Below are 20,991 nucleotides of genomic sequence, written 5' to 3'. Positions count from 1 at the left end.
TCTATTGTCGGCAGGGCCCAATTCCGCACTTGCGGAAAAATACTTTAAGCTTAAAATGATTGGTGAGCCAGCGCTGCCGGGCGTCTTTGATCTCAAGCCTTTCCTCGATGAGGCGATGAAAATGTCAGGTAGAACTCCCATCCGATCTCTTGGCCCCTCCGGCCATGTCGATGATTTCGCGCGGCGCAACCTGCCGCCGTCAGAGCAGTGGCCCGATCTCTTGTTGGACCGTCCTGAGTTTCAATATCCAGAATATCTCAATGCCGCGGTCGAACTCACCGACCGCATCGTCGAGAAAGGCTGGGGCGACCGGATCGCCCTGATCGGCAACGGCCGCCAGCGCACCTACAAGGAGTTGGCCGACTGGTCGAACCGCCTCGCGCATGCGCTGGTGGAGAATTACGGCGTCAAGCCGGGAAACCGCGTCCTGATCCGGTCCGGCAACAACCCGGCGCTGGTCGCGGCCTGGCTCGCCGCCACCAAGGCCGGCGCCGTCGTCGTCAACACCATGCCGATGCTGCGCGCCGGCGAGCTCGGCAAGATCATCGACAAGGCCGAGATCGCGCTGGCGCTAACTGACAGCCGCATCGCCGACGAATTGGTCGCCTGTGCCAAGACCAGCCGCTTCCTCAAGCAGGTCGTGAATTTCGACGGCACCTCGAACCACGACGCCGAGCTCGATCGTGTCGCGCTGAACAAGCCGGTGAAGTTCGCCGCCGTCAAGACCGGGCGCGACGACGTCGCGTTACTTGGATTCACCTCGGGCACCACCGGTGAGCCAAAGGCGACGATGCACTTCCACCGCGACCTCATGATCATCGCGGATGGTTATGCAAACGAAGTGCTCAACGTCACCGAGGACGACGTGTTCGTCGGCTCGCCGCCGCTCGCCTTTACCTTCGGACTCGGCGGCCTTGCGATCTTCCCACTGCGGTTCGGCGCCACCGCAACACTGTTGGAAAACGCCTCGCCGCCCGAGATGATCAAGATCATCGAAACCTACAAGGCGACGATCTGCTTCACCTCGCCGACCGCCTATCGCGCGATGATGGCGGCGATGGACAACGGCGCCGACCTGTCGTCGCTGCGGATCGCGGTCTCCGCCGGCGAGACCTTGCCGGCGCCGGTGTTCGAGAGCTGGACGAAGAAGACCGGCAAGACCATTTTGGACGGTATCGGCTCGACCGAACTACTGCACATCTTCATCACCAACCGCGTCGGCGATGCCGTTGCCGGCGCGACGGGACGCCCGGTCGCCGGCTATGAGGCAAAGATCGTCGGCGACGACATGAGCGAATTGCCCGATGGCATCGCGGGCAAGCTTGCGGTGCGCGGCCCGACCGGCTGCCGCTATCTGGCGGACGCACGGCAGTCGAACTATGTGCGCGAGGGCTGGAATCTCACCGGCGATACCTTTGTTCGCGACGCGACCGGCCGCCTGTCCTTTGTCGCCCGCTCGGACGACATGATCGTCTCCTCCGGATATAACATCGCCGGTCCCGAGGTCGAGGCGGCGCTGCTGTCGCATCCGGCCGTTGCCGAATGCGGCGTGGTCGGCGCGCCCGACGAGGCGCGCGGCATGATCGTGAAGGCCTATGTGGTGCTGGCAGGCGGCGCGCTGGGCGATGCCGCGCTGACGCAGGCGCTGCAGGACCATGTCAAGCAGACCATTGCGCCCTACAAATATCCGCGTGCGATTGAATATGTCGCGCAACTGCCGAAGACCGAAACCGGCAAGCTGCGACGCTATGCGCTTCGGCAGATGGCCGCGGCGGGACCTGCGCCGCCAAGCGTCGCCGCGGAATGAGTTCTAACCAGATGGAGAAAAGCCGGTGACCGCCCCCAAAGGCCCCACGCTGAGCGTGGTGCCTCATCCCAAGACCGATGTTTCGTCGGGCCCGCAAGTGCTGCAGCCGAGCGGCTGGCCGATGCCGAAAGGTTACGCCAACGGAATGGCGGCGGACGGCCGCATCGTCGTGACCGGCGGCGTAATCGGCTGGGATACCGAGCAACGGCTGGCTGAGGGTTTTGTCGCGCAGGCGCGCCAGACCCTTTCCAACATCTCCGAAATTCTGGCCGCCGGCGGCGCCAGGCCTGAGCATCTCGTGCGGCTGACCTGGTATGTCCTCGATATCGAGGAATATCTCGCAAGCCTGAAAGAACTCGGTCGCGCCTATCGCGATATTTTTGGCGCGCATTATCCGGCGATGGCTCTGGTGCAGGTGGTGCGCCTGGTCGAGAAGGAAGCCCGCGTCGAGATCGAGGCGACAGCGGTGGTGCCGCGCTGAGGCTTGATGAGATTAGAGTTGATTGCGACCACGAGGAAGGTGCGCTCCCTCTCCCGCTTGCGGGGGACGGCTGGGGTGGGGGTGTCTCCGCAGGCGACACTGCCCGCGCGGAGAGAGCCCCCACCCGGCGCTTCGCGCCGAGCGGGAGAGGTGAAGAGCGTCCGCGGTTGAACTCATCTAACCAAAAACCATCATACTAGAGCTCCGTCCTCAACCGCCAGAGCTCCGGAAACAGCTCGACCTCGAGCATCTTGCGTAAATAGGAGACGCCCGAGGTGCCGCCGGTGCCGCGCTTCAACCCGATGATGCGCTCGACCGTCGTGACATGGTTGAAGCGCCAGCGGCGGAAATAGTCCTCGAAATCGACCAGCTTTTCCGCAAGCTCGTAGAGCATCCAGTGCTCCGCCGGCGACGCGTAGACGGTCTTCCAGGCCGCCAGAACCTCGTCGTTCGGCTCGCGCTTGATGCGCCAGTCGGTTCGGCGCGCGTCTTCGCCGATGTCGAACCCGTTGCGCGCCAACAGCAGCAGCGCCTCGTCATAGAGGCCCGGCTCAGCCAGAATCTCCTCGAGCTTTGCCGTGATGTCGGCGCGGTGGGCATGCGGGCCGAGCAGCGCCAGGTTGCGATTGCCGGCGAGAAACTCGATCGCGCGGTATTGGTACGACTGGAAGCCCGAGGATTGCCCGAGCTGATCGCGAAACTCGGTATATTCGCTGGGTGTCATGGTCCGGAGCACGTCCCAGGCGGTATTGAGCTGCTCAAAAATCCGGGCGACGCGCGACAGCATCTTGAAGGCGGGCTGCAGCTGGTCGTGGCGGATCGCCCTGATGGCGGAACGGATTTCGTGAATGGCCAGCTTCATCCAGAGTTCGGACGTCTGGTGCTGGATGATGAACAGCAGTTCGTCATGCGCGTCCGAGAGCGGCTTTTGCGCGTCCAGCAGGCGTTCCAGGTGCAGGTAGTCGCTGTAGGACATGCGCTCATCGAACGACATCTGGGCTCCCTCGCGCGCGGGGTCTTCGGGCTTGCCGGTCATGTCACGAGCGCCTTCTTGCGATATTCCGGGCTATCCCAGCGGCGATGGGCCATAACATCTGCGAGGATATCGACCGCGGCGCGAACCTCGGTTTCTCCGATGTAGAGTGGCGTAAAGCCGAAGCGCATCATATCGGGCGCGCGAAAATCGCCGATCACGTTGCGCGCGATCAGGGCCTGCATGATCGCATAGCCCTCCGGGTGACGAAACGAAACCTGGCTGCCGCGCTGCATTCCCTCCCACGGCGAAGCCAACGTCAGCTCGGGGCAATTCCGTTCGACTTCGCGGATGAAGAGGTCGGAAAGCGCGATCGACGCGTGGCGAACGTCGGCCATGCTGACGCCGTCCCAGACGTCGAGGGCAGCCTCCAGCGCGGCCATCGCAATGATCGGGGGCGTGCCGACCCGCATGCGCTCGATGCCAGCTCCGGCCCGGTAGTCGAGGTCGAAGGCAAAGGGCGCCTGATGGCCCATCCAGCCGGAAAGCGCCGGCCGCGCTCTATCGGCGAGGTAAGGCGCAACATAGATGAAGGCCGGCGCGCCGGGACCGGCATTGAGATATTTGTAGGTGCAGCCGACGGCGAAATCGGCTTTGGCAGATTCCAGATCGACCGGGATAGCACCTGCGGAGTGCGCGAGATCCCACACCGTCAACACGCCGGCGGCATGCGCCTTGCGCGTCAGCGCGCGCATGTCGTGGAGCCGGCCGGTGCGGTAGTCGACCTCGGTCAGCATGAGGACCGCGATCGTCTCGTCGATCGCGGCTTGGACCTCTTCGGGGGCCACGACCTTCAATTCGTAGCCGCGGTCGAGCGACTGAAGAAGCCCGCTGGCGATGTAGAGATCGGAAGGAAAATTGCCGGTGTCCGACAGGATCACGCGCCGCGACGGATTGAGCTCGAGCGCCGAGCCCAACGCCTGGTAGACCTTGATGGACAGGGTGTCGCCCACCACCACCGTGCCGTCGGCGGCGCCGATCAACCGGCCGATGCGGTCGCCGATACGTCGCGGCTGCGTCATCCAGCCGGCGACGTTCCAGCCCTTGATGAGGTGCTTGCCCCATTCCTCCCGTAACATGCGGCCGACGCGATCGGCGGCGGCAACGGGCAGGGGGCCGAGCGAATTGCCGTCCAGATAGATCAGGCCATCCGGGATCGTGAACAGGGATTTCGTTCGCGTGAAATCGGTCATATCGTTCCCTGGTCCGTACCCCGGAATTATTCGCGCTGATGTCGATTATTTCAAGCTTAAAATTTATGGCCGGCGCGCGCTTCCCGGTATAGACTGCCTGGAGGCATCTCTCCGCACCGCCAGAATGGATACCGAGCCCACGTGATCTTTCATCAGATTTCCGACTGGAGCGACGCCTATGCGAACGCTCCGAACATTCCGGGCGGTGATCGCTGGCCGACCGCGTGGGTGCAGCCGGCGCAGGCCTATCGCGGTGCGCTGCAAGCCAGCGGCCGCGCAACGCTCGACGTCAGCTATGGCGAGCGGGAACGAAACCGCTTCGATCTATTTAGCCCGGAAGGCCGGCCAAAGGGCCTGGTCGTCTTCGTGCATGGCGGATTCTGGAAGGCGCTCGACAAGAGCTTTTGGTCGCACCTCGCGCGCGGCTCGGTCGAGAGCGGCTATGCCGTGGCGATGCCCTCTTATACACTGTGCCCGGAGGTGCGCATCGCCGAGATCACACGCGAAATTGGCGTGGCCATCGCGCGCGCCGCCGCGATGGTCGACGGCCCGCTTCATCTCGCCGGCCATTCCGCGGGCGGTCATCTGGTGACGCGCATGATTTCGGCGACGTCGCCGCTTCCGGACGGTGTCCGCGCGCGCATCCGTCACACGGTCTCGATGTCAGGCGTTCATGATCTCCGCCCGCTGATGAAGGCCGCGATGAATGTCGAGCTTCGCATCGACGAGGCGGAGGCGCGCGTGGAAAGCCCGGCCTTGCTGGCGCCGATGCCCAATGCCCGCGTGACGTGCTGGGTGGGCAGCGCCGAGCGCCCGGAATTCATCCGCCAGAACGCGCTGCTGGCCAACATCTGGACCGGGCTCGGCGCGAAAACCTGCGTGATCGAAGAGCCCGGCCGGCATCATTTCGACGTCATCGACGGGCTCGCTGATCCCGATCACCAGCTCACCAGGATGTTGCTGTCGACTTAGCCTGCCGATGACGTTGGCTGAAACGTCTGTACGGCCTGACGCGCGCCAACTGCAAAAAGTTTGGTGAGCGCCGCGGTGACGGCGCTGCGCATGCGCGGATCGGCGCCGAGCGTACCAAAAATGCCGTCGACCTCCAGTAGCGCCGGCGCGAGCCGTTCCGCGACCGGGCCCGCGCTCTCGGCAATTGCCTTCAGCTTCGCGGCCAACGGATCGCGGACGTCGATCGTACGGCCGTGCTCGTCGGTGCCGGTGACGTAACGCATCCAGCCGGCCACCGCGAGCGCGTGGGTTTCGATCGGCAGTCCCAGCCGCAGCCGGTCCTGCATCGTGGCGAGCAGGCGCTGCGGCAGTTTCTGCGAGCCATCCATCGCGATCTGCCAGGTGCGGTGATGTAGGGCAGGATTTGAGAAACGCCGCAGCAGCGAGGCGCCATAGGACGCAAGGTCCGTTCCTTCGGGCATCGCCAGCGTCGGCGCCGCGTCGAGCATCACCTGCCGGGCAAGGGCCGCAAAATGCGGATCGGTCATCGTGGACGCGATGGTCTCATGCCCTGCGAGATAGCCGAGATAGGCCAGCGCCGAATGGCTGGCGTTGAGCAGCCGCAGCTTCATGTGCTCGAACGGCGTCACGTCGGACACCAACTGCACACCGGCGGCGGCGAAATCCGGCCGGCCGGCCGGAAAGCGGTCTTCGACGATCCATTGCGTGAACGGCTCGGTGACGACGGGCCACGCGTCAATCATGCCGAGCGCGGATGACACCGCGGCGCGGTCGGCGTCCGTGGTCTCGGGCACGATGCGGTCCACCATGGTGGAAGGGAAGGCGACCTCGGCCTCGATCCAGTTGGCGAGATTGCGCGAGCGAAGTGCGGCGAACTGCGTCACGATGCGGCCCACCGTGTGGCCGTTGGCGGAAAGATTGTCGCAGGACAGAACCGTGAAGGGGGGCTCGCCGGCGATCCGCCGTCGCGAGAGCGCGGCCACCAGCAAGCCGATCGCCGAGCGCGCCGTGCCCGGATTCTGCAGGTCGTGAACGATGTCGGGATGAGCTTCGTCGAGTTCGCCGGTCTGCGGCGTGTGGCAATAGCCCTTCTCAGTGACGGTCAGCGAGACGATGCGCGTCGCCGGATTGGCCAGGCGCGCGATCAAATGGCCCGGCTTCTCCCTGGCGACTTCCAGCGCGAGGACCGAGCCGATAATGCGGTGATCGGTGCCTTCGCCGGAGCGGACGGCGAGCGTGTAGAGGCCATCCTGCGTGGCGAGCGCATCGCGCGTGTCCGGACTGCGCAAGCTCGCTCCGATGATTCCCCATTCGGTCGCGCCGCCGGCGATGAGGTCGTCGATCACCACGGCCTGATGTGCGCGGTGAAACGCGCCAATGCCGAGGTGGACGATGCCCGGTGTGACGCGCGAGCGGTCATAGGCCGGCCGGCGCATCTGGTCTGGCAGCTTGTCGAGATTGGCCTCGGACAGGCGCAAATCACCGGATTTCGATCCATAGGGCCGGCTTTTCGTCGTTTCGCTTGACATATCGAGCTCAATCCATCAATTTCCGGTCAATTGGTCAGGCCAATGTTCCGGATTTATTGGCCTTGATCCGATCAAAGCAAGAAAAATCGATTCACGTTTGGGATCGTCAGGGAGAGCCGAGCGTGCCGCTCGAAGCCGTGGAAGCGCGACGCCTTTATCGCCAGGTTGCCGATCAGCTTCGCGCCTTGATCGACAGCGGCGAATACGGCGTCGGCAGCCGTCTTCCGACCGAACGTGATCTTGCCGAACAGTTGAAAGTATCGCGGCCGACGGTACGCGAGGCCCTGATCGCGCTCGAAGTCGAGGGCAGGGTCCGCATTCGCGTCGGCTCCGGCATTTATGTCTGCGAACCGCCGCCGCTCGCGCCCCTGCCGCCAGCTACGAGCGAGATCGAAGGCCCGTTCGAGCTGTTGCGTGCGCGCGAATTCCTCGAGGGGGCCATTGCCGAGCAAGCCGCGCGCGTGGCGCGGCCTGAAGACATCGCGCGCATCGACGCTTCGCTGGAGGCGATGGCGACCGTCCAGCATCCCGGCGAAGCCTCGATGGTTCATGACCGCGCGTTCCATGTCGCGGTGGCCGGTTGTCTCGATAATGCCGTGCTGGTGCGCGTGGTCGGCGAATTGTTCGACCAGCGGCTCAATCCCTACTTTGCCAAGCTCGCGCATTATTTCGAGAATCCTTCGTCCTGGAATGCGGCACTCGCCGACCACCGGGCGATCCGCGATGCCATCGCGGCCCACGATCCGGATACGGCGCGCGAGGCGATGCGCGAGCATCTGGCGCGCTCGCAAAGACGTTTTGCGCAGAATTTTGGAACACAGGCCTTAACCGCCCGCGCCTCGCTAAGGAGCGGCTGAGACAACAATTCGAACGGTGCGGCGAAGTGCCGGGCCGGTTGGGTAACAAAAGCAATTTGGAGCAAGGGAGGAAATTCAAATGTTGAAGAAATTGACGATTGCCTTCGCGGCGTCGGCTGCGCTTCTGGCAGCGACCACATCAGGCATGGCGCAGACCAAGCTGAAATGGGCGCATGTGTACGAAACCTCGGAGCCGTTCCACACCGCCTCGGTCTGGGCCGCCGGCGAGATCAACAAGCGCACCAATGGGCGCTATCAGATCGACGTCTATCCGGCCTCGCAGCTCGGCAAGGAAACCGACATCAACCAGGGGCTTTCGCTCGGCTCGGTCGACATGATCATTTCCGGCTCGAGCTTCGCGGCCAAGAGCTTTCCGCCGATCGGCGTGACTTATTACCCCTACACCTTCCGCGATGCCGATCATCTCCTGGCCTACACCAAGAGCGACGTCTTCAAGGAGCTCGCGAAGGGCTACGAGGACAAGACCGGTCATCGCATCCTGGCGGTGACCTATTATGGTGTGCGCCACACCTCTTCGAACAAGCCGATCAAGACCTGCGCCGATATGAAGGGGCTCAAGATCCGCGTGCCTGACGTACCGGCCTATCTGGCGATGCCGCGCGCCTGCGGCTCCAATACCGCGCCGATCGCCTTTGCGGAAGTCTATCTCGCCCTGCAGAACGGCACCGTGGAAGCCCAGGAAAACCCGCTCACCACGATCGAGGCCAAGAAGTTCTACGAGGTGCAGAAGCACATCGTGCTGACCGGCCACATCGTCGATCATCTCAACACCGTGGCCTCCGCCGCACTCTGGAAGAAGCTCTCGGAAGAAGATCGCAAGATCTTCACTGAAGTCGCACAGGAAGCGGCCACGAAGGCCACCGCCGAAATCAAGACCAACGAGGGCAAGCTGGTCGATTTCTTCAAGCAGAAGGGCTTGACGGTGACCGAGGTCAACAAGGACGAGTTCCGCGACACCGTGCTCAAGAATGTGAGCTTTGAGAGCTTCGACTATCGCAAGGCCGACTGGGAACGTATCCAGGCGGTGAAGTAGCAAGGAGTTGTCATTCCGGGGCGGCTCGAAGAGCCGCACCCGGAATCTCGAGATTCCGGGTTCGATGCTTCGCATCGCCCCGGAATGACGTGAGTCAATCATGCGACGCTATTTGGGGAACAAGCGCATGTCGACGGCTGAAGTTCACAAACAGATCACGGCGGATGAGATCGCCCATACCTTCGAGGACGAGGTCCCGAAGGGCGCCGATCTCAGTGGCTACGCGCCGGAGGACTGGCTGGCGCTGGTGATCTTCTGGATCATGGCGCTGTCCGTGTTCCTGCAGTTCTTCACCCGCTATGTCCTCAACGACAGCTACGCCTGGACCGAGGAGATCGCGACCTACTGCCTGATCGGCGTCGTCTTCATCGGCTCGGCGATGTGCGTGCGGCTGTCGCGGCACATCCAGGTCGATCTCGTGTTCCGCTACCTGCCGCATGTCGTGGCGCGCGGGCTGTCGACGGTGATCGACCTGATCCGGATCGCCTTCTTCGGCTACGCGATCGTACTGGTCTGGCAGTTCATCCAGATCATCGGCGATGAGCGGATGACCACGATCAAGTTCCAGAAGGGTTTTGTCTATTACGCCGTGCTGCTTGGCTTCGCTCTGATGTTCGCGCGCTCGATCCAGATTGCGGTCGAGAACTGGCGACGGGGTTATTCGATTCTGGAGCGCCCCGGCGCATTCGACGGAACGGAAGGGTAGGGCGATGCTGCTGCTGCTTGGGGGATTTCTGCTGCTGATGCTGCTCGGCCTGCCGGTCGCGCTCGCCATGGCGGCCTCGTCGTTGCTCTACATTCTCGTCACCGGCATCACGCCCGATGTCACGCTGGCGCAGCGCATGATCGCCGGCGTCGAGAGCTTTCCGCTGCTCGCCGTGCCGTTCTTCATCTTGGCCGGCAACCTCATGAATATCGCTGGTGTCACCGGGCGCATCTACAAGTTCGCGGTCGCGCTGGTCGGCTGGATGCGCGGCGGCCTCGGCCACGTCAACATCATCGGCTCGGTGATCTTCTCCGGCATGTCCGGTACCGCGATTGCGGATGCCGCAGGCCTCGGCACCATCGAGATCAAGGCGATGAAGGACCACGGCTACTCGACCGAGTTCGCGGTCGGGGTCACCGCGGCGTCCGCTACCCTCGGCCCGATCATCCCGCCGTCGCTGCCGTTCGTGATCTACGGCATGATGGCGAACGTCTCGATCGGCGCGCTGTTTCTTGGCGGCGTGATCCCCGGCGTCGTCATGACGCTGGCGATGATGGCGACGGTCGCCTGGTTCGCCTACCGGCGCGGCTGGGGCAGCGACACGCCTTTCTCCTGGCCGCAGCTCGGCGCGGCCACGCTCGAAATCATCATCGTGTTCGCGTTTCCGCTGGTGGTCTGGCTCATGGTTCTCGCCGGGCTCTCGGTGAACATGGCGGTCGGCATCGGCCTCGTCGCGCTGCTCGCGCTCGACTGGTATTTCGATTTCTCCGCCGTGATGGCGCTGATGGCGCCGGTGATTCTGATCGGCGGCATGACGCTCGGCTGGTTCACGCCGACGGAAGCCGCGGTCGCCGCGGTGATCTGGTCGCTGTTCCTCGGCCTCGTGCGCTACCGTTCGATGACCCTGCAGACGGTGGCGAAGGCAACCTTCGACACCATCGAGACTACGGCTTCCGTGTTGTTCATCGTCACGGCCGCCTCGATCTTCGCCTGGCTGCTCACGGTGTCGCAGGCGGCGCAGACGCTGACGGACGCGATGCTCGGTATCACCCAAAACAAATGGGTGTTCCTGCTGCTCGCCAACATCCTGATCCTGTTCGTCGGCTGCTTCATCGACACCATCGCCGCCATCACCATTCTGGTGCCGATCCTGTTGCCGATCGTGCTCAAGCTCGGCATCGACCCGATCCACTTCGGCCTGATCATGACGCTGAACCTGATGATCGGGCTGCTGCATCCGCCACTCGGCATGGTGCTGTTCGTGCTGGCACGCGTCGCGAAACTGTCCGTCGAGCGGACGACCATGGCGATCCTGCCCTGGCTCGTGCCGCTGCTTCTGGCGCTCGCCGCCATCACCTACATCCCGGAGCTGACGCTCTGGCTGCCTAAATATATGGGACTCTCAAAATGACCTCGAAAGCTTTGGCTGCAACGCTGTTCGGTCCGGAAGATCTGCGCATGGTCGAGCGGCCGCTCGATCCGCTGGCCGCGGGCATGGTGCGAATCCGCTTCGGCGCCGGCGGCATCTGCGGCTCCGATATGCACTACTATCGCCATGCCCGCACCGGCGACTTCGTCGTCACCTCGCCGCTGGTGCTCGGCCACGAGATCGCGGGCGAGGTCGTGGAGATCGCGGGCAGCGCGCCGGGCGTGAAGGTCGGCGACCGTGTCGCCGTCAATCCGTCGCGCTGGTGCGGCCATTGCAAGCCGTGCCGGGAGAAGCGGCAGAACTTGTGCGAGAATATCTTCTTCATGGGCTCAGCCTCCAAGACCCCGCATATGCAGGGCGGTTTTGCCTCCTATTTCGACGCCATCCCGGCGCAGTGCGTGAAGATTCCTGATCACGTGACCTATCAGGCGGCAGCGCTCGCCGAACCCCTCGCGGTCTGCCTGCATGCCGTCGCCCGTGCCGGCGACGTCGACGGCAAGCGCGCCGTGCTGTTCGGCGCCGGCCCGATTGGCTTGCTCACCATGCTGGCGGCGAAGCGCGCGGGGATCTCCGAGACGACCGTCGTCGACATCGCGGCCGCGCCGCTGGCATTCGCCACCAGGCTCGGCGCCAACAGCGTCGTCGATACCTCCGGCGGTGAGGACGCGCTGAAAGCAGAAGCGGCGGCAAAGCCCTTCGATGTCGCCTTCGAGGTATCTGGAACGGCTGCCGGCCTTGCCAGCGCGATCGCCACCGTCAGGCGAGGCGGCGTGGTGGTTCAGATTGGCAATCTGCCGGGCGGGCAGATCCCGGTGCCGGCGAATGCCGTCATGGCCAAGGAGATCGACCTGCGCGGCTCGTTCCGCTTCGGCGAGGAATTCTTCACCGCACTCGACCTCATCGCCGACGGCAGCGTCGACGTGCTGTCGCTGGTGACGGCGCAACGCCCGCTCGCGGTTGCGCCGGACGCGGTCCGGCTCGCGCTCGACCGCTCGCAGAGCGTCAAGGTCGTGCTGACCGCTTGATCGTAATTCAGACCGCAGGAGATCGCCCATGATGCTGCAGGGATGGCGGTGGTACGGGCCCAACGATCCCGTATCGCTCGACGATATCCGCCAGGCCGGCGCGACCGACGTGGTGACGGCGCTGCATCAGGTGCCGATCGGCGAAGCCTGGACCCCCGCAGCCGTGGAGGAACGCAAGAACCTGATTGAGAACTCGCAACCGGGACGCTCGCAGCTGACGTGGTCGGTGGTGGAGTCGATTCCGGTGCCTGATGACGTCAAGCGGCTCGGGGGCGGCGCGACGCGCTCGATCGCGGCCTGGATTGCCAGCATGGAGGCGGTGGCTGCCGCCGGCATCAAGATCATCTGCTACAACTTCATGCCGGTCGTAGACTGGTGCCGCACCGATCTCGAATGGGAGCTGCCGAACGGCGCCAAGGCGATGCGCTTCGACCAGGAGCGGTTCGCGGCGTTCGACCTGCACATCCTTGAGCGACCCGAGGCGCCGGCCGAATACTCGGAAGCCGCGCAGCGCCGCGCCAAGGACGTCTATTCGCGGATGACGCAGGCCGATATCGATGTCCTCGTCACCAACATTGCCAGCGCCTTGCCGGGATCGACCACCGATCCCCTGACCATCCCGCAATTCCGTGATCGCCTGCAGCAATATCGCGGCATCGATTCCAGGGTGCTGCGCAAGCACCTCAGCGAATTCCTCGCCCGCGTCGCGCCGGTCGCCGAGCAACTCGGCGTGGAGCTGACGCTGCATCCGGACGATCCGCCGCGCCCGCTGTTCGGCCTGCCGCGCATCGCATCCTCGGCGGAAGATTATCAGGCGCTGTTCGATGCGGTACCGTCCAAGGCCAACGGCATCTGCTTCTGCACGGGATCGCTCGGCGTGCGCGCGGAAAATGATCTGTCCGCGATGGCAAAACGCTTCGCGCCGCGGATCGGTTTCGCTCATCTGCGCGCCACCAAGCGCGAAGCCGATGGCCTGTCGTTCTTCGAGTCCGATCATCTCGACGGCGACGTCGACATGATCGCGGTGCTCAAGGCACTGCTGACCGAGAACCGCAAGCGCTCATCGGACAAGCAGATCGTATTCCGGCCCGATCACGGCCATCGCATGCTCGACGACCTCGCGGCCGCGAAGCGCACGAATCCCGGCTACACCGCGATCGGCCGCCTGCGCGGCCTCGCCGAACTGCGCGGCGCCATCCGCGCCATCGAGCACGGCTAGGGCAGGAGGCGCTGCGAGATAGGCCCGTTCTACTTTGCATGGGGTTGTTTTCGCGATTTTTGTCCGGCGCAATAATTTCGGGTCACGGCAAGCCTTGGAATATTGCGACTCTGCCCCGGATCCATAGATCAAAACGGCCACGCTGCGGCGGCGCGGGAAGCGGTGCGCAGGTGCGTCATGCGTTTGATGCAACGTGAGCATGTCGATGCCGGCAAATGCCGTGCTTTTACGGGGCTCGCACGCGCGCCAGGGGCATGACGGGGAGTAGTTCCCGCTTTGCCGCGTCGCTATAATCGACGAATCCCCATTGGTTACTTGCAATGCCTGACGGCTCTGCCACCGCCCATCATTACCGCCCCAAGCTCGTCACCGTTCTCACGGAGGGCTACAGCCTCGACAGCTTCCGAAAGGACATGCTGGCGGCACTGACGGTTGCGATCGTCGCGCTGCCGCTCTCGATGGCGATCGCCGTCGCCTCGGGCGTATCCCCCGAGCGGGGATTATATGCCGCCGTCATCGGCGGCTTTTTAGTATCGGCGCTGGGTGGCAGCCGTTATCAGATCGGCGGCCCCGCCGGCGCGTTCATCGTCCTGGTCGCGGCCACCGTCACGCGGTTCGGTCTCGAGGGGCTGCTGCTGACCGTGTTCATCTCCGGTTTCATGCTGACGCTGATCGGCCTTTTGCGGCTCGGCGTGCTGATCCGCTATATACCCCATGCAGTGACCGTCGGCTTCACCTGCGGCATCGCGGTCACGATCTTCGCCAGTCAGCTCAAAGATCTCGGCGGCCTGAAGCTGCCCGGCGCCGAGCCCGGCCAGCTCTTGCCAAAACTTGCAGTGCTTGCGCAGTCCTTGCCGACCACTAGGCCGGCCGCACTGGTTGTCGGCATTGGCTCGGCGGGGCTGATCTTCCTGTTGCGGCGGCTCGCGCCGAACTGGCCGGGAATGCTGATCGCGGTGATCCTCGCAGCCGTGGCGGCGTGGCTGTTTCAGCTTCCTGTCGAGACCATTGGCAGCCGGTTCGGGCAATTGCCCGACGGTTTGCCGTCGCCGCACGTGCCGCTGATCTCCTATGCATGGGTTATCGAAGTGCTGCCAACGGCGCTGTCCTTCACGCTACTTGGCGCGGTCGAAAGCCTGCTCTCGGCGAAGGTCGCCGACGGCATGACCGGGCGCAAGCACCGCTACAATATGGAAGTCGTGGCGCAGGGCATCGCCAACATCGCCTCCGCCATCTTCGGCGGCATCAGCGTCACCGGCACAATCGCGCGCACCGCGACCAATATCCGTGCCGGCGCCCGCAGCCCGGTCTCCGGCATGGCGCATGCGTTGTTCGTTTTGGCGTTCATGGTGGCCGGCGCACGGTTGGCAAGCTTCGTTCCGCTGTCGGCGCTGGCTGGCGTGCTGGTGGTAGTATGCTGGAACATGGCGGAGAAGGAGGAGTTTCTTCGCCTGCTCCGTGAGTGGCGCCCGGCCTGCGTCTTAATCGCGACCTTCGGCCTGACGCTGATCGAAGACCTGACTGTCGGCATCATCGTCGGATGCGCGCTGGCGGCGGCATTCGCGGTCTATGATCGCGTGCGCGCTCGCGCCTAATCCTTCGGCCAGCCCGATCGCAAACTGCGGACACATCGTGACGGCAGGCGCTATCGACACGTGAGCGTCAGCCGAATGTGACGACCATCTTGCCCAGCGCCGATCGCGACTGCATGGTTTTGAACGCCTCGCGGAAATTCTCGAACGGCACGACCTTGCCGACCACGGGCTGCAATTGGCCCGAGGCCAGCCAGTCGAACAACTGCGCCATCAGCCTTGTGTGAGTCCCCGGCTCGCGGCGCTGGATCTGCGCGAGGTCGACGCCGAGCAGGGCGCCGCCCTTGAGCAGCGGCAGGTTGAATGCCAGCGCCGGAATGGTGCCGGAGGCGAAGCCGACCACGAGATGCCGCCCGCGCCAGGCGATCGAGCGAAACGCCTGCAGCGAAACCTCGCCGCCGACCGGATCGAAGATCACGTCCGGCCCGTGGCCGCCGGTCAATTCCTTGAGCGTGTCGCGCCAGTCCGCTCTGGTGTAATCGATGGTCTGATCCGCACCGTATCGGAGCGCAAAGTCGCGCTTCTCCGCGGTCGAGGCTGCGGCGATCACCCGCGCGCCCATCAGCTTGCCGATCTGAACCGCGGCGATGCCGACACCGCCGGCCGCGCCGAGCACCAGTAATATCTCGCCTGAGAGCAGCGAGGCACGGGCGTCGAGGGCGTAAAGCCCGGTGAGATAATTGGCCTGAAACGAGGCGGCGGTCTCGAACGGCACCTGCGGCGGCAGGTTCTTGAGCGCCGCCGACGGCACCGTGATGTATTCGGCCAGCGCGCCGGAGCGGGTCATTCCAACCACGGGCATGCCTGGCTTGAAGGCGCTGACGTCGCCAGCCACGGCATCGACGACGCCGGCAAATTCCGTCCCTGGCACGAACGGCAGCGGGTCCTTGGTCTGGTAGAGCCCTTGCACTTTCAAGCCGTCGACGAAGCCGATTGCGGCGGCGCCGACCTTGACGCGGACTTCGCCTTTGGAGATGCCGGGCGTGTCGATCTGCCTGATCGAAATACCGTCGATCGCATCATAATTCTCGACGACGACGGCCTTCATGCAAATTCTCTCATGCGTTTTCTCGTCCTGCGCCAAGGCCTTGCGCCGGGCCTTGAGGTGCTTTCGGATTTGGGTCGAACGCTATTCGGCCGCCTCGGCCTGCCGGTCTATGGCGAGCGCGCCTTGCTTGATCAATGGAATCAGGTCGCGGCCGATCGCCATGGTGTCATGGGGATTTTCGAACCCGCGCAGCAGGAAAGAGTGAATGCCGAGCCGGTAATATTCCAGCACAGCTGCTGCGATCTGCTCGGGAGTTCCGACCAGGCATGAGGTGTTGCCGGGCGCGCCGGTGGCGCGGGCAATCCCCATCCACAGCCGCTCGTCATGGACGTCGCCGCGGGCGGCGTAGCCGAGCAGGCGCTCCGCGGAATGGTTGGTCGGCTGCGGCGCGGCGCCGGTCTTGCGTTCGACATCCGCCAGCAGGGCGTTGGCCTTGTCCCACGCCGCGCCTTCGGTCTCCGCCATGATCGGCCGCAGCGACATGTTGAAGCCGACGCTGCGCCCGAAGGCCGCCGCGCGGCCACGAAAATCCTGCACCCGCTCCTGCGTCTCCTTGAGCGGCTCGCCGAAAATCGCGAACACGTCGCAATGCTTCGCCCCCATCTCCAGCGCGCCCCCGGAGGAGCCTCCAAAGAACAGCGGCGGGCAGGGCTGCTGATACGGCTTGATGTCGGAATAGCCGCCTTCGACGCGGTAGAACTCGCCCTTGTGATCGATCGGGCTGTCGCTGGTCCAGAGCTTTCGCATCACCTCCAGATATTCGCCGGCGCGGCGGTAGCGGTCGTTCTTGGGCAGGAAATCGCCCTCGCTGGCCTGGTCCGCGTCGCTAGTGCCGGCAATGATGTGCAGCGCCATCCGTCCCTGCGTGAGCTGGTCGAAAGCAAACCGATCGAATAGCGAATTGCGCTCCGTGAATTGCTGCGCTGCGTCAGGTGGGGGACCCACCCGGTGGGAGGCTGCGTTAGCGCCGGATCGTGCGCTACGCAGCGGGAATATGCATGGACGATTTTCTGTCATGGTTGGAACAGATGTTGGGCTGGGTGCCGCAATGGCTGGTCGGTCTCAGTCTCGTAGTCGGCGCTATTATCAGCGCCCTGTTCGTGCACGGCATTGCCGCACGGATCATCAAACGCGCGATCGGGGAGCGCTGGCCAGCGGTTAGCCTGCTGCTGCAGCGGATCGCAGGTCCCGCGCGGCTGGCGCTGTGTCTCGTCGCCGTCGCGCTGGTGCTGCCGGCTGCGCCGCTCAATGACGTGCTGCGCGAGCAGCTCCAGCACTTCTTCATCGTCGCCGTCATCGCGCTGATCGGATGGATTACCGTCCGCGCCGTCGACATGGGCGCGGCGCGCTATTTGCAGCGCTTTCGCCTCGACACCGACGAGAACTTCCTCGCCCGCAAGCATGTGACCCAGGTTCGTGTCTTCAAGCGGGTGCTCGATACGCTCGTTGTCATCATTGCGATCTCGACCGCCCTGATGACTTTCGAATCCGTCAAGCAATATGGCGTCAGCCTGTTCGCTTCCGCCGGCGCGGCCGGCCTGATCGTCGGTCTTGCTGCCCGACCACTCCTGAGCAACCTCATTGCCGGCGTGCAGATCGCGATCACCCAGCCGATCCGGATCGAGGACGCCGTCATTATCGAGAACGAATGGGGATGGGTCGAAGACATCGCCTCGACCTATGTCGTGGTCCGTTTATGGGACTGGCGGCGGATGGTGGTGCCGCTATCCTACTTCATCGAGCGTCCGTTTCAGAACTGGACCCGCGATACCCAGTCGCTGATCGGCGCCATCGTCCTTCACGTCGACTATTGCACCGACGTCTCGCGCATCCGGCAGCGGCTGGAGGAGGCGGTCCGCGAGTCCAAATTGTGGGATGGCGCGGTGGTCAATCTCCAGGTGATCGAGGCCAGCCCGCGGTCGATCGAGCTTCGGGCCCTCGTCAGCGCAAGGAGTGCGCCGCAATCCTGGGACCTGCGCTGCGAGATCAGGGAGAAGCTCCTGGCGTTCATTCGGCAGGAGATGCCGGAAGCCTTCCCGCGCGAACGAGCCCTGATATCGCCGCCGCTGGCAGACTATGAAGGCACCTTCGGCGATCGCGACGCCCCGTCGCGGCCGGCGCCGCCACGGACTCATAGCTGAGCCCCACTCTGATTCAACCGGACCCGAAAGGTGCATTAGACGATACCATGCTTCCTTAGAAGCGCCTGCTCATCGCCGGACACCCAGCCGAAGATTTTTGCGTCGCCATCCAGCTTCTGAACGAGGTAGTGAACGTCGAACTCTATGGCTGTGTCATTTTGATCCTTGCGAGCATAAGTCGCAGTCCAGGCGACATGGACCATGCAGTGATGCTGATCGATCGGCGAGAGACGAATATGACGGATGCGCATCTCTCTGGTCCCGATCGCGCGATAGCGTGCATATCCCTGTGCCATCATCTGCTTGAGCTGAACGTCGTTTTTCCCCGTCATGACGCCGCCAGGCGAGGCAGCGATGAACTCCGAGGCATACAGCGAAGCGACCTCATCCATGCAAGGGTTCCCATCCAGTGAGCGATTGAAAAAGCTCTCGTATCGCTCGAATAGCTTCCTTACGGCGTTCTCCATGGGTCGTTTTCCCCGGGTTGAAAGTGGGCGCTCCAGCAGCACCGCTCCGTGGCAGCTCGGAGCGAAGCTGCTCCGACGCAAGGCCCGGGGACGTCGGAATCGGCCTTGCTTCCGCTCCTTCGCCCTGCAATGGATACGGGCTGAACTACCTCCTTTAGCTGCATCCAGAAGAAGAGATCGATGAGCCAACTGATTGTCCGTGCCGGTGAATTCACCTTCGAGGCCCGTTTCGAGGAGCAACTGGCGCCGAAAACGGTCGCCGCCTTCCGCAAGGCGATGCCGTTCGAGAGCCAGGCGATTCATGTCCGCTGGAGCGGCGAGGGGGTCTGGATGCCGCTCGGCGATCTCGATTTCGGCGTCTCCTACGAGAACCACACCAGCTATCCGGCGCCGGGCCAGATCATCCTCTATCCCGGCGGCATCAGCGAGACCGAGATCCTGCTCGCCTATGGCGGCGTGCATTTCGCCAGCAAGATGGGCCAGCTCGCCGGCAACCACTTCATCACGCTGACCTCGGGGCTGGAGAACCTGACGGCGTTCGGCAAGACGGTGCTGTGGAAGGGTGCCCAAAAGATCCGCTTCGAGGAAGTCTGAGCCATGGCCGCGCCCGTCTATCCGCGCGACTTCCGCGGCTACGGGCGCAACCCGCCCGATCCGAAGTGGCCCGGTGAGGCGCGCGTCGCCGTGCAGTTCGTGGTGAATTTCGAGGAGGGCGGCGAGAACAATGTTCTCGACGGCGACCGTGCCTCGGAAGCCTTTTTGTCCGACGTATTGGGCGCGCAGCCCTGGCCGGGCCAGCGCCACGCCAATATCGAATCCATGTTCGAATACGGCTCGCGCGCCGGCTTCTGGCGGCTGTGGCGGATGTTCACCGAGCGCAATCTGCCGGCCACCGTGTTCGGCGTCGCCAAGGCGCTGCAACGCAATCCCGACCTGGTCGCCGCCATGAAGGAGGCGGGCTGGGATATCGCCAGCCATGGCCTGCGGTGGATCGAGCACAAGGACATGTCGGAGAAGGAGGAGCGGACCGAGATCGCGGCCGCGATCCGCGTTCATACCGAGGCGACCGGGGCGCGTCCGCTCGGCTGGTACACCGGGCGCTCCTCGATCAACACGATGCGGCTTCTGATGGAAGCCGGCGGATTGCTGTATCTCTGCGATTCCTATGCCGACGACCTGCCATACTGGATCAGGTCACGCGGCTCGAAGCCGCATCTGGTCATTCCCTATACGCTCGATGCCAACGACATGCGCTTCATCAACCCGCAGGGCTTTGGCGGCGGCGACGAATTCTTCACCTATCTCAAGGACAGCTTTGACGTTCTTTATGCGGAAGGCGAGACCGCGCCGAAGATGATGTCGGTCGGCCTGCATTGCCGGGTGGTCGGCCGTCCCGGCCGGGCGTCGTCGCTGATGCGCTTCCTTGACTACATCGGTAAGCATGAGCGCGTCTGGGTGCCGACCCGGCTGCAGATCGCGCAGCATTGGCACGCCTATCTCGCCCATCTTGCCAATGATGCCTTCGATATCGGATAGGCGGCAGCGATGAAGCAGCTTTCCGAGCTAAATCATTGCAGCAAGGATGAATTCGTCGCCGCGCTGGCCAACATCTTCGAGCATTCGCCGTGGGTGGCCGAAGCGGTGGCGGTGCTGCGGCCATTCGCCGGCATCGGAGCGTTGTTCGCGGCGATGACGGCAGCGGTCGACCGCGCGCCGGATGAGGCACGGCTGAAGCTGATCAAGGCGCATCCGGACCTCGCCAACAAGACCCAGCGCGCCGCCGGCCTGACTGCTGAGTCTGGTGCCGAGCAGGACAGTGTCGGCCTCGATCGGCTGTCGGATGCAGAATTTGAAGCCTTCGAGCGCGCCAACACTGCCTACCGCACAAAATTCGGCTTCCCTTACATCGTCTGCGTCCGCCGCCATACCCGCGATTCCATTCTGCGCGATTTCGCCCACCGTCTGCCAAACGAGGCGAGCGCGGAAATCCGGACATCGATCGCGGAAATCTGCCGGATCGCGGCGCTGCGTCTCGACCAGTCCATTGCGTCCGGCGACAGGCTGCCGGTGCATGGCCGCCTGTCGACCCATGTGCTGGATACCCATAGCGGCAAACCGGCGGCGGGCATTTCGATCGAGCTTACTGAACTATCCGATCTCGGACAGTCCCGCGTGGTGGCGCGCGCCACGACCAACAGCGACGGCCGCACCGATCAGCCCTTGATCGGCGGCCGGCCGGTGCCGATCGGCCGCTACGAACTGAAGTTCAGCGTCGGCGACTATTTTGCCGGACGCGGCGTGCCGATATTGGACCCGCCGTTCCTCGACCAGATTCCGCTGCGGTTTGCCGTGAGCGAGCCGGAAGGCCATCTCCACGTGCCGCTGCTGGTGACGCCGTGGAGCTATACCACCTATCGCGGCAGCTAGTTGCGCCTTTC

Annotated in this window: 20 protein-coding genes; 14 read left to right on the top strand and 6 right to left on the bottom strand. The window is 64.0% G+C overall.

Annotated elements, in window-relative coordinates; all coding sequences use genetic code 11:
• Window positions 1-121: 121 nt before the first annotated feature.
• Window positions 122-1,807, top strand: coding sequence for an AMP-binding protein (locus tag RX331_RS29920; protein ID WP_317253194.1), 1,686 nt, complete (start codon window positions 122-124; stop codon window positions 1,805-1,807).
• Window positions 1,808-1,832: 25 nt separating this feature from the next.
• Window positions 1,833-2,288, top strand: coding sequence for a RidA family protein (locus RX331_RS29915; protein WP_317253193.1), 456 nt, complete (start codon window positions 1,833-1,835; stop codon window positions 2,286-2,288).
• Between the two features lie 196 nt (window positions 2,289-2,484).
• Here the strand turns inward: RX331_RS29915 and kynA are convergent, their stop codons facing one another.
• A complete protein-coding gene (gene kynA, locus RX331_RS29910; RefSeq protein ID WP_317253192.1) occupies window positions 2,485-3,324 on the bottom strand; it encodes a tryptophan 2,3-dioxygenase in 840 nt (279 codons plus the stop codon).
• Window positions 3,321-4,514, bottom strand: coding sequence for a kynureninase (gene kynU, locus RX331_RS29905; protein ID WP_317253191.1), 1,194 nt, complete (start codon window positions 4,512-4,514; stop codon window positions 3,321-3,323). Before kynU ends, kynA begins: the two co-directional genes overlap by 4 nt.
• 141 nt (window positions 4,515-4,655) lie before the next feature.
• Here kynU and RX331_RS29900 point away from each other — a divergent pair, with 141 nt between their 5' ends.
• Window positions 4,656-5,486, top strand: a complete 831-nt coding sequence (locus RX331_RS29900; RefSeq protein ID WP_317253190.1) for an alpha/beta hydrolase — start codon at window positions 4,656-4,658, stop codon at window positions 5,484-5,486.
• Here RX331_RS29900 and RX331_RS29895 read toward each other — a convergent pair.
• Window positions 5,483-7,015 (bottom strand): mannitol dehydrogenase family protein, encoded by a 1,533-nt coding sequence (locus RX331_RS29895; RefSeq protein WP_410708025.1) that lies wholly within the window; start codon window positions 7,013-7,015, stop codon window positions 5,483-5,485. The genes RX331_RS29900 and RX331_RS29895 overlap by 4 nt on opposite strands.
• Window positions 7,016-7,137: 122 nt before the next feature.
• Between RX331_RS29895 and RX331_RS29890 the strand changes: the two genes are divergently transcribed.
• The 7 genes from RX331_RS29890 to RX331_RS29860 all read left to right on the top strand — a co-directional run bounded on the left by RX331_RS29890 (window position 7,138) and on the right by RX331_RS29860 (window position 14,900).
• Window positions 7,138-7,872 carry a FadR/GntR family transcriptional regulator gene (locus tag RX331_RS29890; protein WP_317253189.1) on the top strand — a complete coding sequence of 245 codons (735 nt, stop codon included), beginning with the start codon at window positions 7,138-7,140 and terminating at the stop codon, window positions 7,870-7,872.
• Between the two features lie 79 nt (window positions 7,873-7,951).
• Complete coding sequence (locus RX331_RS29885; RefSeq protein WP_317253188.1) at window positions 7,952-8,926, top strand: sialic acid TRAP transporter substrate-binding protein SiaP; 975 nt, start codon at window positions 7,952-7,954, stop codon at window positions 8,924-8,926.
• Window positions 8,927-9,053: 127 nt separating this feature from the next.
• Entirely contained in the window at window positions 9,054-9,632 is a 579-nt protein-coding gene (locus tag RX331_RS29880) for a TRAP transporter small permease (protein ID WP_317253187.1), read from the top strand.
• Between the two features lie 4 nt (window positions 9,633-9,636).
• Window positions 9,637-11,043 carry a TRAP transporter large permease gene (locus RX331_RS29875; RefSeq protein ID WP_317253186.1) on the top strand — a complete coding sequence of 469 codons (1,407 nt, stop codon included), beginning with the start codon at window positions 9,637-9,639 and terminating at the stop codon, window positions 11,041-11,043.
• Window positions 11,040-12,086 carry an L-idonate 5-dehydrogenase gene (locus RX331_RS29870; RefSeq protein ID WP_317253185.1) on the top strand — a complete coding sequence of 349 codons (1,047 nt, stop codon included), beginning with the start codon at window positions 11,040-11,042 and terminating at the stop codon, window positions 12,084-12,086. The genes RX331_RS29875 and RX331_RS29870 overlap by 4 nt, the downstream gene beginning before the upstream one ends.
• Before the next feature lie 28 nt (window positions 12,087-12,114).
• Window positions 12,115-13,305, top strand: a complete 1,191-nt coding sequence (gene uxuA / locus RX331_RS29865) for a mannonate dehydratase (protein WP_317253184.1) — start codon at window positions 12,115-12,117, stop codon at window positions 13,303-13,305.
• Between the two features lie 320 nt (window positions 13,306-13,625).
• The gene (locus tag RX331_RS29860) at window positions 13,626-14,900 is read left to right on the top strand and encodes a SulP family inorganic anion transporter (RefSeq protein ID WP_317253183.1); all 1,275 of its coding nucleotides are present in this window, start codon (window positions 13,626-13,628) and stop codon (window positions 14,898-14,900) included.
• 67 nt (window positions 14,901-14,967) lie between these two features.
• On the opposite strand, the gene RX331_RS29855 is transcribed toward RX331_RS29860, so the two are convergent.
• Both RX331_RS29855 and RX331_RS29850 read right to left on the bottom strand, forming a co-directional pair.
• Window positions 14,968-15,945, bottom strand: a complete 978-nt coding sequence (locus RX331_RS29855) for an NADPH:quinone oxidoreductase family protein (protein ID WP_317253182.1) — start codon at window positions 15,943-15,945, stop codon at window positions 14,968-14,970.
• A gap of 81 nt (window positions 15,946-16,026) precedes the next feature.
• On the bottom strand, window positions 16,027-16,800 hold the full coding sequence (locus tag RX331_RS29850; RefSeq protein ID WP_317253181.1) for an LLM class flavin-dependent oxidoreductase: 774 nt from the start codon (window positions 16,798-16,800) through the stop codon (window positions 16,027-16,029).
• Window positions 16,801-16,943: 143 nt separating this feature from the next.
• On the opposite strand from RX331_RS29850, the gene RX331_RS29845 reads away from it, so the two are divergent.
• Window positions 16,944-18,086, top strand: a complete 1,143-nt coding sequence (locus RX331_RS29845) for a mechanosensitive ion channel family protein (RefSeq protein WP_317253180.1) — start codon at window positions 16,944-16,946, stop codon at window positions 18,084-18,086.
• Window positions 18,087-18,121: 35 nt separating this feature from the next.
• Here RX331_RS29845 and RX331_RS29840 read toward each other — a convergent pair whose 3' ends face one another.
• A complete protein-coding gene (locus RX331_RS29840) occupies window positions 18,122-18,553 on the bottom strand; it encodes a nuclear transport factor 2 family protein (RefSeq protein ID WP_317253179.1) in 432 nt (143 codons plus the stop codon).
• A 180-nt stretch (window positions 18,554-18,733) separates the two neighbouring features.
• Here RX331_RS29840 and RX331_RS29835 point away from each other — a divergent pair, with 180 nt between their 5' ends.
• The 3 genes from RX331_RS29835 to uraD are packed head-to-tail and all read left to right on the top strand — an operon-like array spanning window position 18,734 to window position 20,980.
• Entirely contained in the window at window positions 18,734-19,147 is a 414-nt protein-coding gene (locus tag RX331_RS29835; RefSeq protein ID WP_057833489.1) for a DUF3830 family protein, read from the top strand.
• A gap of 3 nt (window positions 19,148-19,150) precedes the next feature.
• Window positions 19,151-20,089, top strand: a complete 939-nt coding sequence (gene puuE / locus RX331_RS29830; RefSeq protein ID WP_317253178.1) for an allantoinase PuuE — start codon at window positions 19,151-19,153, stop codon at window positions 20,087-20,089.
• 9 nt (window positions 20,090-20,098) lie between these two features.
• Entirely contained in the window at window positions 20,099-20,980 is an 882-nt protein-coding gene (gene uraD, locus RX331_RS29825) for a 2-oxo-4-hydroxy-4-carboxy-5-ureidoimidazoline decarboxylase (RefSeq protein ID WP_317253177.1), read from the top strand.
• The last annotated feature ends 11 nt before the right edge of the window (window positions 20,981-20,991 follow it).

Source organism: Bradyrhizobium sp. BWA-3-5, assembly GCF_032917985.1.
Taxonomy (GTDB): domain Bacteria; phylum Pseudomonadota; class Alphaproteobacteria; order Rhizobiales; family Xanthobacteraceae; genus Bradyrhizobium.
Note: the sequence above shows the minus strand (reverse complement) of the source record. Positions and strands in the feature narration are given on the sequence as shown.

Bases quoted from the DNA above. Each gene is read 5' to 3' on its own strand.
- RX331_RS29920 (WP_317253194.1), top strand. From the start codon at position 122: ATGTCAGGTAGAACTCCCATCCGATCTCTTGGCCCCTCCGGCCATGTC.
- kynA (WP_317253192.1), bottom strand. From the start codon at position 3,324: ATGACCGGCAAGCCCGAAGACCCCGCGCGCGAGGGAGCCCAGATGTCG.
- kynU (WP_317253191.1), bottom strand. From the start codon at position 4,514: ATGACCGATTTCACGCGAACGAAATCCCTGTTCACGATCCCGGATGGC.
- RX331_RS29895 (WP_410708025.1), bottom strand. From the start codon at position 7,015: ATGTCAAGCGAAACGACGAAAAGCCGGCCCTATGGATCGAAATCCGGT.
- RX331_RS29885 (WP_317253188.1), top strand. From the start codon at position 7,952: ATGTTGAAGAAATTGACGATTGCCTTCGCGGCGTCGGCTGCGCTTCTG.
- RX331_RS29880 (WP_317253187.1), top strand. From the start codon at position 9,054: ATGTCGACGGCTGAAGTTCACAAACAGATCACGGCGGATGAGATCGCC.
- RX331_RS29875 (WP_317253186.1), top strand. From the start codon at position 9,637: ATGCTGCTGCTGCTTGGGGGATTTCTGCTGCTGATGCTGCTCGGCCTG.
- RX331_RS29870 (WP_317253185.1), top strand. From the start codon at position 11,040: ATGACCTCGAAAGCTTTGGCTGCAACGCTGTTCGGTCCGGAAGATCTG.
- uxuA (WP_317253184.1), top strand. From the start codon at position 12,115: ATGATGCTGCAGGGATGGCGGTGGTACGGGCCCAACGATCCCGTATCG.
- RX331_RS29860 (WP_317253183.1), top strand. From the start codon at position 13,626: ATGCCTGACGGCTCTGCCACCGCCCATCATTACCGCCCCAAGCTCGTC.
- RX331_RS29855 (WP_317253182.1), bottom strand. From the start codon at position 15,945: ATGAAGGCCGTCGTCGTCGAGAATTATGATGCGATCGACGGTATTTCG.
- RX331_RS29850 (WP_317253181.1), bottom strand. From the start codon at position 16,800: ATGGCGCTGCACATCATTGCCGGCACTAGCGACGCGGACCAGGCCAGC.
- RX331_RS29845 (WP_317253180.1), top strand. From the start codon at position 16,944: ATGGACGATTTTCTGTCATGGTTGGAACAGATGTTGGGCTGGGTGCCG.
- RX331_RS29840 (WP_317253179.1), bottom strand. From the start codon at position 18,553: ATGGAGAACGCCGTAAGGAAGCTATTCGAGCGATACGAGAGCTTTTTC.
- RX331_RS29835 (WP_057833489.1), top strand. From the start codon at position 18,734: ATGAGCCAACTGATTGTCCGTGCCGGTGAATTCACCTTCGAGGCCCGT.
- puuE (WP_317253178.1), top strand. From the start codon at position 19,151: ATGGCCGCGCCCGTCTATCCGCGCGACTTCCGCGGCTACGGGCGCAAC.
- uraD (WP_317253177.1), top strand. From the start codon at position 20,099: ATGAAGCAGCTTTCCGAGCTAAATCATTGCAGCAAGGATGAATTCGTC.